The following is a 12,188-nucleotide window of genomic DNA, read 5'->3' on the forward strand; positions in this document are numbered from 1 at the left end:
TGCCGCACAACGCCGGTCGGGCTGTTAGGCGTAGTTGTCGTGAACGTATCTGGTCGCGCATGGTTGTGCGACGGTCGCGAAAAACAGGTCCGCGCGGCCATCGCGCTGAGCCAGGTTGGGTCGGTATGGTTCTTCCATGTCGATGCCCGCAGCTGCGCCGGTGGTTCTAGCGCCTCAAGGGCTGCCCGCGTTGCCGCCGGCCCGCGAGTTCGTCACGTCAGCGGGGTTCGGGGGTGCGGCAGCCTTGGTGGCGGCTGTGCTGCTGGCAGCTGTGATCCTTTTCGCCGTTGGGCGTGCATCCAAGCGAGACCGGATGCTGCGCGAGCAGCAGGACCGCCATTCCGAACAGGCCCGTGACGCTGAGCGGCACAACACGGCGGTGCAGCGCTGCTGGCAGCGGCTGGTGTGGGTGGTGGAAACGGCCGGGATCGAGCCGGCGTCCAGCCAGGCCGCTTCCCTCGGTTTGGGCCCGGAGTTGACTGAGGCGCTGCTACGCGGGTTGCTGCGTGACGCCGAACAGCTCGGCGATGAGACGCTGCGCGACGCAGTCGCGGTGTATTTAGACCAAGTGGCGCGCGTGCTGGCCCAGCAAGGCGGTCTGCTGTCCGGGCTTACCCTTCCCGCCGCGCAGGCAGCCGGCAGCGAGGAACCGCCCGCGCCGGCGCCGGAGTCCTCGCCGTCAGCGGAGACGGAGCCAGCGGCACCGCGTGACACTGATGCTGCAGTTGACTCCGCGAACAAGGTGGCGGCGGCGGGCAGGCGGCGACGCCGATGACCACGCTGCGCCAGCACATCGAGGATCTCGACGTCGAAAGCTGGGCGGCGTTGACCAGACGGGCGGCGATCGCCGCCGTCGAGGCCGCGCAGCAGTGCGGCCAAACCCCGTCGCCCGAACTGGCGGCGGTGGCCGCGATGAGTGAACGCGAGCTCATCGAGCACCGCAACCGCTTTGGAGCGGCACCCAAGCGGCTCTCACCGGTGATGCAGTTGGTCCAGGCTGACCATCTGCGCGCGGTGGCCGAACAGCGCATGCGCGAGGCTGAGCAAGCCCGCCAGGACGCTGAGGCGGCGGCGGAGCTGGCCCGCGCAGAAGCCGAGGAGTCCGCACGCGCCGCCGAGGACGCCCGCGAACGTGCCCGTGCTGCAAAGGCTGAAGCTGCACAACGGGCCGCCGAGCATGCCGCTGAATTACGCAGCGCGCAAGCAGCTTTGGAGGACGCGCGGGCCGAAGTGGAGCGCGCACAGGCCGACGCGGCGAGCTTCGTCGCCGCCGCTGAGGAGCAGGCCCGCGCCGCAGACGAGCGCGCTCAAGAACGCGCCGCAGAGCGCCGTGAGGAGCGCAAGAGCGCCCAGCAAGCCTTGGAAGAAGTGCGCGCCGAGTTGGAACGGGTGCGCGCCGAAGCAACGGCCGAGATCGCCGCCGCCCAGGAGCAGGCCCGCGCCGCAGACGAGCGCGCCGAACAGCGGCTCGTCGAGCGCGCCGAAGAACGCGGTCTAGCTCATCAATCGGTGGAAGAGTTGCGCGGCGATGTCGAGCAGCTGCGCGCTGACAGCGAGGCGGCGGTGGCCGCCGCGCAGGGGCGCGCTGAGGGCGAGGTAGCCGCTGCCAAGGCGGCGCTGGCCCGGGCCCGCGCGGACGCTGACGACGCGATCGCCCAGGTCCGCGCCGCGTGTGCCGCCGAAGTGGAAGCGGCACGAGGACAGACAGAGCAAGCACTGGCGGCTCTGCACGCAGCCGAGGCGGCGGCCGCGCAGGCACGAGCTCAAGCTCATGCGAGTGAGCCAGCCGCGGGGCAATTGCTGAGTGTTCCGATCCCACCCGCAGAAGTACGGGCTTACACCGGTCATATCGAGGATGTCCTGGCCGCGGCGGGCGATCTCAATTTCACGCTCGAGGCGGCGCTGGGCAGCGAAGCCCGACCGCTTCAGACCGCCTCCGTGGTCGCCCAGGTGACCCGGGTCCAGCATCAGGCCAGCGATCTGTTGGAACACCTGAGAGGCTTGACGACACTTGGCCTCGACGCCGCGCACACCTACGTCGAGGCCGCCAGCCGCACCTATGGTGGACTTCTTGTCCGGATCGCGGCGGCCACTCAGCAGCTCGCCAACGAAGGTCGAACCGACGCCGCGGTCATTGACTCGGTCACGGCGATGCTCGGCGCGCACCCGTGGCGGTCCCGCTGAGGGTGACTGCAGCCGCCATACATTAGGCCGGCCCGCTCACCGACCCCTCGGGGACTACGTTTGGCGCGCTGATGTGGTCAGCGCCGGTAGCGGCCCCACCTAGTTCTTCGCTTCACCCGTACCATCACGATTTCGACCGGGTTAGTCAGCAGCGACAATAACTTCTGCTACCAGCGTTTCGCTGCGCCCGATCGTTGGCTTGAGAGAGGCTTGGCGGATGAGCACCGAATGGGGGCCCGGCCACGGCGAAGAGACCAGCAAGCTGCCGCACTCTCGCGCTCCGCAGTATCGGGCGGGACCGCCGCGGCCGTCGGGCGAACCGACTTACGCGCCGCAAACTCCTTTCCCGCCTCCTGGTCCACCGCCTTGGCAGGGTCCGCCGCCAGCAGGACCGATCTGGCACCAGTCACCAGGGCAGCCGCCATACCCCTATCCCGTGGGCGCAGGGGGCTTGCCGCCCGGGAAACAGCCCGCGAGGCCGCGGCGCAAGCGGTGGTCGTGGTGGGTGGCTGGGGCGGCCGCGGTGGCGGTGGTGGTGCTGGTGGCGACGTTGGTGGTGCGGGGCAGCAGCAACTCGAAGACCGCGCTCATCTCGCCGTCTCCGACGTCCACGCGAATTCCCGTGTTGTCAAAGCCTGCGCCGACTTCTTCCCCGCCGGCGCCACCGCCGCTCGACGTCGCAGCGTTGCCGACCTTCCTGGTCTCGGCGCAACAAGTCAGTACCTTGCTCAACGGCGTGCAGCTCAACGCCCTTGAGGTGGCCGCGTCTCTCGGATCCGATGTCTCGATCTCCCCAGCGAAGTGCGCTAGCGCAGTGGCGCCGGCACTGACGAGCACCTACACCGACTCGGGCAATACCGGCGTCGCGGTTCAAGGGCTGCGGGAAGCCAGCCCGGGACGTCATAAGGTGATCCAGTCGGTGGTCGTCTTCCCAGATGATGCTGCCGCACAACGCTTTTATGCCCAGCAGGTTGCGGCGTGGCAGGACTGCCGGATGACCGACGTAACGGTGTCATTCGCCAACGGCCAACCGGACCAGGACGCCAAGATCACCATCGTCCTCGACAGTGAGGGCATTGCTAGCACGGTGTTGCTGCCAGCCGGAGTGACCGACCACCCCGATAGTCAGTGCGATCGGGCGATGGGCAGGCAGCGCAATGTCATCGTGGATGTGCGCGTGTGCGGGCAAAATACCATCACCGTGGGCGTGAGGCTTGTCCGTGCAATTAATGAGAACATCTCGCGCCGTTCATAGCGTTTCGCGCCGTCATCCCCGAGGCGGACACCGGTCGTGGTGTCTCCGACAGCCGACTAGTTCTGCGTCGCTTCGCATCGCACCGTAAGGCCCTCGGCACTGTTCACACGCTGGGCGATGCGTGGTGTCGGCAGTGAATCTAGCGGCGGCGTTGAGATCCCGCTGCGCGGCGACCACGGGTTGGTCGGCGGCGTCGATGCGCTCGCGGCGGACTTTAGTGAGCGCCCGCGGGCGGGGCTTTGCAGGATTAGAAGGCCAGGCCGTAGCAGAGCCAGAGCGCCAGAAGCACTGGGATTAGCGCCATGAGCATGAGGGCGCCGACTACCTGGACCACGGTGTGCGGGCGTATCACCACGGCGCTCGCTGCGAGTCCCGCCGAGACGAACGCCAACACGGTCGCCGCGAAGACCGAGACGAGGCCTTGTTGCACGACGCCGGCGGAATTCGGCGGGAAGGTGCCCTCTTCGAATTTCACTGCGAACACCGAGCCGCCCAAAATGTTGCCCATCAGCAAAGCCGTCACCGACATGGTCATCATGCCCGCTACCGCCAGACTGACTCCCAGAACGGTGCGGTTGGCTGGGTCCATCGCGCCGGTATGCGGGCGCACATGCTGTTCCAGTCGCTGCGGCGCTGTCACAGGACTGACGTCGTATCTGCCTGCGTCGTCGTCGGTCACGGTGCCCCCTCGTTGCAGCTGCCGGGCGGCAAGGGGTCGCCCGGATGCTGCGACTGTAACCATGGCGCATGGTCAGTGCAACTGGTTCAACGCGAGCGGGTTGGCGTTGGAGCCGCGCGACGAGCCTTCACGCAACTGATGCAGGTGCTTAACCGAGGAAACGTGCTGTAAGATACCAGGTTTCCGGCGTAATGCGCCGGCCGCAAGGTGCTTACCCGGGCGGTTATCTGCAAGCGGCGATGCCCTTTCGCGGCGCGTCATCGCCTTCGGTAGACAGCCGCCCAAGCCGAAGATGTAGCATTATGGCGAGTGCATTGGTTGCTACCGCAGCAGCTTGGGTGTCACGTATGTAAGGGAGCGATCATTGCCATCCAACCAGTCGACGACTGCGCACATCCCGATGCTCGTGGTACGGGTGGGGCGGGCGACGCACACGCTGCGGCCTGAGGCCGGGGTCGCGTTCATCGGCAGGGACACTGCGAGTGCCGTCGTTGTCGACGATGAGCGGATCTCGCGCAAACATGTTCGGCTGGAACCACATCCCAGCGGTTGGCAGGCCATCGATACCAGTACCAACGGAATGTTCATTGACGGCTTGCGCCGAAGTTCGGCGGCGATCACCGCGGCCACGACAATTCACCTGGGGGGGCCAGATGTGGTGGCGGTGAGCCTCGCGCCTGCTGGTGGGTCTGATGTAGCGCTCGAGCAGTCCGGTGAGATGGCGCGTCCGGTTGAGGGCGAAGAGGAGTGGTGGACGGACCTCAGCGATCCGGGCATGATTCGCGCCGGCAATGCGGTCGCCGAACGTCGCCAGCAACTCAACATTTCTCAGCGCAGCTTGGACCGAGACGGCATCATCAACGCGGGCGCGCTCATCAACTTCGAGAAGGGCCGCAGCTGGCCGCGGCGGGGGACCCTCGAGAAATTGGAAAAGGTTCTCGACTGGCCCACGGGCCATATCACCCGCATCCGACGGGGTGTCGTTGCGCCTGATGGGGTCGTCGCGGCGCCGACGAACGGTGTGGTCGCGGTACCGACGAACGGTGTGGCCGCGGCGCCCCCAGAGCCTGGATCGGTGGCTGCCGACGAGGCCACCGAGGTTCTTACCGACGCTGTGCAGGCGCCACTGATGGCAGAAACCATTGAACTGGCCATGCACACCCTGATCACAGCGATCTCGGCGCTGCCGGAACCGGGTGATCCATCGTTCGTCCCCGAAGCGTCGGCCATCTTGTCGGATCTGCGAAAGCTCGAAGGGTTAGCCGCTAGCGCTGCGCGCAACGCCAAAGGCAGCCCGTCGGTCATGCGGGCATTGAGTAGCGTGCGTCGCAGCTATAACAACCTGATGATGCGCGCAGCGCAGTCACCTGAGGCCACCTTGGGACAGCAGCTCTACGGCGCGCGCCACCGCGCGGAATTGACTCTTCAGGAGGCGGCCAACGGGGCCGGGCTCGCGGTATCAGTGCTCGAAGACGCCGAAGCCGACCGCGCGGTAACACCAGAGGACGCAACAGCGTTGGTGAACCTGATTGCTCAGCTGACGACGGCGGCGGCTTCAGGAATTGCGTGATCACGAGCGACCCTTTTTGCTGCCTCTACCAGCCCATGTCGCGGGCTACGACTGCTTGGGCCGCCGCAATGTCCTCGGCGGTGGCCACCGTAACGTCCTCAGGGGCGGCCCATTCAAATCGGCTCAGAAGGTCTGCCAGCGCCTGCTTTTGTGCCGGGTGGGTAATCGGCACCGTGTTCAGATCGGTATTGACCAACCAGTCGCACAAGACGATCGCATCGGCACGCGCTAACTGCACCGTCACGGTCCGCGTCTGATCGTCCATCCGATGATCGTGCCGTGGTGATGTCGCCTATCGGGGTGGGCCGCGGTCCCACGGGTGCGGCGGGGCTCATTCGCGGTGGTGGCGCCGCCAGGGATTGCGGGGACCGCCGACCCCGTGCCTCTGCCGCTTCATCATGGCGAGCGAAAATGCAGCAGCGTAGGTAGTGCTTGTCGCTTCTTCCTGCAGTGGCACGACGCGAAAAGACTCGTCCGTCGGACTATCGCTGCAGCGTAAGACGGGATTGCGCCTGGAGAGCCGTCATCGAGCATCTGATCCTGATCCCGCGAACGTGTTGCGATGCTACGTTTCGGCATGTTTATATGTGCAGCATACTGATGCATCTAGGAAGGTACATAGACATGTCACTGCAGCAGCATCGCCCGGGGTTGGGGTCTCCCTACGGACCTTTCATAGCGACGCCGGCCGCCGCGGCCGACCCCGAGGCCACCGTGGTCACGGGGCCGCGCCGGGCAGCGCAGGGCGAGGCCACCGCGGTGGCCGGGCCTCGCGTACCGTGGTTGGGCGCTCCTGCGCCTGGGCCCGTCTGGTCGCCCGGACCGTCGTGCGCGCCCGCGGGTCAGTTCGCACCGGGGCCGTGGGCGCCGGCGCCCGGCGGGCCACCGACCTCGCGGCGGATGAACCGGACCTGGGCCCTCGTGGCGGCCGCTACTGCGGCGACAGTGGCCGTCGTCGGCACCGCGGTAGCCCTAACGGCCGGTAGCACGAGCGCATCAGGCGGCAGCGCCTCGGGCTCGATGGCCCCACCGGCGGCCGCTGGGTCATCACCGGCGCCCACCACTGCGGCGCCGCCGGCGATCGTGCCTGTGAATGCCCTCCCCGGGCTGCTGCCCGACCCGGCCGCTCTAAACCCGATTGTCGGTAGCTCCGCGATGACCGTGGTGCAGTCGGTCGAAAACCACATGGACAACCCCAAATCCGACACTGCGGACTGCCTGCAGACCTACCACCCTGCCGAGCAGGCCGCCTACCAGGGCAGCGGCTGGATCGCCATGCGAGGCCAGCTGCTGCACGAAGCCAGCTCGAACTGGCAACACGTCGTCATCCAGGCTGTCGTCAGCTTCGCCACGGCACAGGCCGCCGCCGACTTCGTCACCAAACAGCACGATGCGTGGGTTCGATGCCAAGGCAAATCGGCGACGGCCAACTATGACGACGGCCCGGAGACGTACACCATCAGTACCGTCAACTTCCAAGCCGGCGTGCTGACCGCCCAAGGGGTCGAAGAGGGCGGCGGCGGGTGGCGCTGCCAGCATGCGTTGACGGCCCGCAACAACGTCGTCGCCGACGTCGCGTCGTACGGGTTTGCCCCCGACGACCAAGCCACGGCGATCGCCACGGCGATTAACGGTCGACTCGGTGGCTGAGCCGCTGGTCGGGCCCCAGACGGCACGGGCGGTATTTCCTCGCTGTCTCTCGCGCTACATCTTCCTCGCGTGTGCACGCGGTAGCCGCTGCCTGCGCGGCCGCTAATCGGAGCAGAGCCGCAGAGGCCACGCACCGGAACCGGGAACTCAACAAGCGCTCGAAGGTCACTCAAAATGTCGCTCCCCCCGGAAGGAACGGCCCGTTTAAGGGTGCAGGGGCTAGGCCCTGCCCGCGCCGCGGTCTGGGGCGGCTACCAGGAACAGCCGCCAAAAGTGCAGCATGTGCGGTGTGTATGGCCGCGATCGTGATAGCGTAAGCGTAGCAGTAGCAGTAGCAGTAGCAGCGTGGCGCGATGTTGGAGTGTGAGCGTATGGAGACCATTCACGACACGTCACCCGCCCCGTCAGAGATGCAGCCCGACGGCCAGCACATGGCGTTGGTGATCGAGTCTGACCAGCACACATACACCTATGGACCCCGCCAGGCGCCGATCATGATCGGCCGAGAATTCCCGGCTCAAGTGATCGTCGGTGACGACCGCATCTCACGCAGCCACCTGCGCCTTGACTACACACCTGGCGGGTGGGTCGCCACCGACCAGAGCCGCAACGGCACCTATCTCAACGGCGTCGCGCAGAACACCTTCGCGATCAGCGACGCCACCACGGTGCACCTGGGCCATCCCGAGGGGGCCCTGGTGCGTTTCGGTGTTCATCCATCCAACGGGGCGGGGTCCGACGGGCGCGACGACGACGAAGACGAGGGCGACGGCGAGGACGCCGAGCGGACCGAGGTCACCGATCCCGGAATCGCTCGAGCTGGCGCGGCGGTGGCCGCGCGCCGCGAAGAGCTCAAACTGACGCAGCGCTACTTGGCCCGTGAGGGAATCGTCAACGCCGGTGCGCTCATCGACTTTGAGAAAGGTCGACGCTGGCCCCGCAGGGCCACCTTGGCCAGGCTCGAACAAGCTCTGCAATGGCCACATGGCACGATCACCCGCCTGCGCGATGGCAGCAACCTTGGCACCGTCGACGCCAACGACAGCACCGAAGTCATGACCAATACCGTGCGCGCGCCGTTGATGGCCGACGCTGTGGAAATCGCCTTATCCACAATCACTTCGGCGATTGCAGCGCTGCCGTCCGATGTTGCCGACCCGGCGTTCAGCGCCCGCGTCGGGGCAATCTTGTCCGATCTTCGCAGACTCGAATCGGTAGCCGCCAATGCGGCGCAGACGGCCAAGGGAGCTCCCGAGGTCGCGCGGGGACTCAGCTCAGTCCGCAAGTGTTACAAAGACCTGATGCTGCGTGCCGCCCGCGCGCCGGGAGCCACGTTGGGTCAGCGGCTGTATGCGGCTCGTTATCGCGCCGAACTGAGCGTGGAAGAAATCGCCCACGCCGCCGACGTCCCGGTCGAGGTGGTCCGGGCCGCAGAAGCCGAAGCGCCGGTAGATGCCGCCACTGGGGCGGCACTGTCCGCGGTGTTGACGGTGCTCACCCGCCGCTAGCACGGGGCGTCACTGGCGGCAACGAGCTTCCCAGTGACGCGTGGCCACAGAACATGCCCGGCTCGTCCGAGAGACGCTGACGTCGCCATGATTGTGGCCACGGCACGGCCTGTTGGTGTGCCGGTGTCCCTACCTTCGCGCAAGCCGCACAATGAGATTCGACAATCACCAGACAATGGAGACCATCTTTGCATCGGCGCACGGAGGGGTGATCAAACTCTTCAAGGAGGTACTAGCCCGGCGGTCACATAACTTCGGCAGATGACAACCGGCCGGCTTCGACCAGCATCAGCCGTCGTCCCTCGCGCGGAACCCCGAAGCGATGAAGTGTTATCCGGGCAGGTTAATTGTTCGGCACGGGCCGCCTGGTACGCACGCGAGTCCTCCGCCCGGCCCCGCTTGAGCCCACGGGCCACCGGGGACACCGGCCGCAACCTGGCCATTGGAGCCCGCCTGGGCTCCCGGGCCGCCAGCAATTTCGGCACCGGCTCCCTGCGGGCCCGCCGACGGCGTGCAAGGCGTGCCGTCGGGGTTGTAGCAACCGGGAGCCGGCGGGGCCGGCGGCGGTGGTGCCGGATCGGCGACAGCGGAGGGTGCAACTGCGATTCCTGCGGCAGCGACACCGGCGAACAGAACTGGTGAAAGCTTCGAAAGTTTCGCGTTCATACGAGCTCGTCTACCACTGCGAACGGAATGGTTAAACGCGCTTATTATGTCTCGCGCGTCACAGGATCTGCCAGAGAACAAGACGGCGGGATACCCCCCGACGTGGCGATTGTGTGTGGCACCCCAGGCGTAAGAGGCCCCGGCGCCCGCCGCGCCAGCCACCCACACCGCTCCATCAGACCCCCACGCTTCGATCACCGTCTCCGACCAACCCAGCTACGTGCGCCGGCTCGCAGCGCAGTCAAACTGCAACAGCGGTCAGCCGCAACGGTACGAATGCTGTACTTGCAATGACGATATATACCCCCGATTAGGGCCGCTACCGCTCCATATTGACCACCATAGCAGCAACGGATAATGCCCTTTTGACATGCCCTTATGACTGCTACGCCAGCTTTAACCGCCGGTGCTACGACTCCCCTTGCTAAGTGCTACGTCTTTATGGTTGAATATGTTGCATCACGGGGCGTGTATTAGAGCGGGTCCCTACGGCTAGGAGTCGAAACGATGACTGAGACCTTCACCCCGTCCCCCCAGCACCGCGGGTATGCCGGATACGGCAACCCGTACAGGCGCCCGGCCTCGCCGCCGCCCGCCGCGTTTCCTCCTGCAGGCCCTGCCGGGACCGCCGTGCGCCCTCCTGTCCAACCGTGGGCCCCGGCAGCGGGCCCGGGGGCTTTCCAGCACCCCGCGTCCGCGATAGCGCCACCGGCCGCTCGCCCTTGGGGGCCGCCCAACGCTTGGGCAGGCCCTGGCCTCGGCCCCATGCCGCCGACCCCCTTAGGTAAGCGCAAGGTGCAGTGGTGGGCGATCGGTGCGGCCGGGGTAGCTGCGGTGGCCGTGCTGGCGGTCAGCACGCTCGCACTCGCCGGTTACGGCGACGACCACGGATCCACGACCGCCGCGGCAGCTGCGGGTGTCCCTGTGCCCGCCCCGCCGGTCAAGTCGTCCCCGGCGCCTCAGACCGCGCCGTCGGTGCCCGCCCCCGGCGCTACGCCGCCGGCGGGCCCGGTTGATGATTCGGCCCTGCCAGCACTGGTGCCCGAGGTCGCGACTGTCACCCAGGTCATGGGGGCCGGGCAACTCGAAGTCATGCCGAAGCTGAACGGGCCGGGCATGTTCACCGACCAAACCAACCCACCCCAGTGCACGGGTGTCGTCGTTCCGGCCGCCAGGGTTGCCTATGACCCGGCTGGGCCGCGCGCCACGTTTGTGCAGGCACTGCGTGACGCCGATGAGAATCAGCTGCACACCGTGTTCGACGGGGTTACGACGTTTTCGACCGAGTCAGCCGCCACGGCGTTCGTCAGCCAGCAAGCCGCCACCTGGCAGGGCTGCCGGGTAGGCCCCATTGTGTTGTCCCTCAAGGACAACAAGCCGTTGCCGTGGACGGTCCAGGACGTCGCCCTGCGCGGTGACATCCTGACCGCTACCGTCGCGCCGCAAAACGGCAGCGGCACATGCCAGCGGGCGGTGACCGCGAAACGCAACGTCGTCATCGACGTGATGACCTGCAGCGATAACGCTGGCGCTGCGGCGACGACCCTGGCGTCGAGGATCGTCCAACGCCTTGGTCAGGCCACCTAAACGACTGCGCGGACACGTTTGAGACACACGCACTTAAGCAGGCGCACCTCACAGGCCCGGATGGCAGCAACGGCTCGTTCCCTCGCCGCTGCTGGCACCCGGCCGCCGCGCCCGTCGGCCAGCGCCCTCAGTCCCCAAACGTGCTAGCCGCTCAACCGATTCGCAGGCGGACAGCCGCACGTGAGAACACACCACTGTGCACTTATCGGGCGGACCAGCAAGCGACACCGCGTGGTCGAATAGACCCACGACGCCCTGGCGCCGCCGCCGCCGGCTCACCAGACAGCTAAACCGGGTCGACATAAACGCTGCAGTGCAAAGGACACCCCGGATGCAGGCGTACGTTTTCGTCGCAGCCCGCAAGGCGCCGAGCTGGCTCGGAGCGACCGTTGCCGGACTCACCCTGGCGTTGGGGAGCGGCGCGTGCGCAGCGCCTCACGTTCATGCGGCCGACGCCTACTACCGCTTGGTTCAAGAGCCCGAGGCCGGCTACAACCCCATCGTCGGCCTGATCACCAGTGCGTCGCGCGCGGTTCACATCACGATGTATGAACTGACCGACCCCGCGGCCATCACGGCGCTCGTCGATGCGCACCACCGAGGCGTCGACACCAAAATTATTCTCGACGCCGCGTTTCATGGCCGCACCAACAACGCCGCAACGTTCCAGCAACTCAGTGCCGCCGGCGTCGACGTAAGATGGGCCCCCAACGGCGTGATCTACCACCAGAAAACCATCACCGTCGACGACACCGCCACCGCAGTCGGCACCGGCAATCTCACACCGGAGTACTACCCGACCAGCCGTGACGCCTGGGTAATCGATACCAACCCGATCGACGTGTCAGCCATCGCGGCAACATTCGACGCCGACTACGCCCCGTCCGGGCGCCCGCCCGAGGCCACTGCCGCGCCCAACCTCATCTGGTCTCCCGCAGCACCGGCCCTCTTCCTGCAACACATCGACCACGCAACCCACAGCATCGATGTCACCAGCGAAGAACTCAAAGACCGCGCGGTGGTCTCCGCCCTCGATAAGGCCGCCCAGCGAGGGGTCACCTGCCGCATCGTTCTCACCGAAAACCCGGC

Annotated in this window: 11 protein-coding genes and 1 pseudogene; 8 read left to right on the forward strand and 4 right to left on the reverse strand. The window is 66.7% G+C overall.

Features of this window, described 5'->3' with window-relative positions; genetic code table 11:
• The first annotated feature begins 136 nt into the window (after positions 1-136).
• On the forward strand, positions 137-775 hold the full coding sequence (locus A5700_RS09265; protein WP_197502692.1) for a hypothetical protein: 639 nt from the start codon (positions 137-139) through the stop codon (positions 773-775).
• Complete coding sequence (locus A5700_RS09270; RefSeq protein ID WP_068064571.1) at positions 772-2,184, forward strand: hypothetical protein; 1,413 nt, start codon at positions 772-774, stop codon at positions 2,182-2,184. Before A5700_RS09265 ends, A5700_RS09270 begins: the two co-directional genes overlap by 4 nt.
• A 429-nt stretch (positions 2,185-2,613) precedes the next feature.
• Here the strand turns inward: A5700_RS09270 and A5700_RS26585 are convergent, their stop codons facing one another.
• Complete coding sequence (locus A5700_RS26585) at positions 2,614-2,796, reverse strand: hypothetical protein (RefSeq protein WP_068064568.1); 183 nt, start codon at positions 2,794-2,796, stop codon at positions 2,614-2,616.
• 73 nt (positions 2,797-2,869) lie between these two features.
• Between A5700_RS26585 and A5700_RS09280 the strand changes: the two genes are divergently transcribed.
• Entirely contained in the window at positions 2,870-3,439 is a 570-nt protein-coding gene (locus A5700_RS09280; RefSeq protein WP_068064565.1) for a sensor domain-containing protein, read from the forward strand.
• 247 nt (positions 3,440-3,686) lie between these two features.
• On the opposite strand, the gene A5700_RS09285 is transcribed toward A5700_RS09280, so the two are convergent.
• Complete coding sequence (locus tag A5700_RS09285) at positions 3,687-4,118, reverse strand: hypothetical protein (protein ID WP_156671161.1); 432 nt, start codon at positions 4,116-4,118, stop codon at positions 3,687-3,689.
• Positions 4,119-4,482: 364 nt separating this feature from the next.
• Between A5700_RS09285 and A5700_RS09290 the strand changes: the two genes are divergently transcribed.
• Positions 4,483-5,688: an FHA domain-containing protein gene (locus A5700_RS09290; protein ID WP_156671162.1), complete on the forward strand. Its 1,206-nt coding sequence runs from the start codon at positions 4,483-4,485 to the stop codon at positions 5,686-5,688.
• 25 nt (positions 5,689-5,713) lie between these two features.
• On the opposite strand, the gene A5700_RS09295 is transcribed toward A5700_RS09290, so the two are convergent.
• The gene (locus A5700_RS09295) at positions 5,714-5,953 is read right to left on the reverse strand and encodes a hypothetical protein (protein WP_068064560.1); all 240 of its coding nucleotides are present in this window, start codon (positions 5,951-5,953) and stop codon (positions 5,714-5,716) included.
• A gap of 680 nt (positions 5,954-6,633) precedes the next feature.
• On the opposite strand from A5700_RS09295, the gene A5700_RS25275 reads away from it, so the two are divergent.
• Positions 6,634-7,338: a sensor domain-containing protein gene (locus tag A5700_RS25275; RefSeq protein WP_197502691.1), complete on the forward strand. Its 705-nt coding sequence runs from the start codon at positions 6,634-6,636 to the stop codon at positions 7,336-7,338.
• Positions 7,339-7,748: 410 nt separating this feature from the next.
• A complete protein-coding gene (locus A5700_RS25280) occupies positions 7,749-8,846 on the forward strand; it encodes an FHA domain-containing protein (protein WP_231991395.1) in 1,098 nt (365 codons plus the stop codon).
• A gap of 68 nt (positions 8,847-8,914) precedes the next feature.
• Here A5700_RS25280 and A5700_RS26945 read toward each other — a convergent pair.
• Positions 8,915-9,016 (reverse strand): annotated as a pseudogene (locus A5700_RS26945) (recombinase family protein); the annotation flags it as partial.
• Positions 9,017-10,346: 1,330 nt separating this feature from the next.
• On the opposite strand from A5700_RS26945, the gene A5700_RS09310 reads away from it, so the two are divergent.
• Complete coding sequence (locus tag A5700_RS09310) at positions 10,347-11,099, forward strand: sensor domain-containing protein (RefSeq protein ID WP_068204649.1); 753 nt, start codon at positions 10,347-10,349, stop codon at positions 11,097-11,099.
• A 331-nt stretch (positions 11,100-11,430) separates the two neighbouring features.
• Positions 11,431-12,188, forward strand: a 758-nt coding sequence (locus A5700_RS09315) for a phospholipase D-like domain-containing protein (RefSeq protein WP_068204651.1), incomplete at its 3' end; no start/stop codon positions are given.

This window comes from Mycobacterium sp. E1214, assembly GCF_001666755.1.
In the GTDB taxonomy this organism is placed as follows: Bacteria; Actinomycetota; Actinomycetes; order Mycobacteriales; family Mycobacteriaceae; genus Mycobacterium.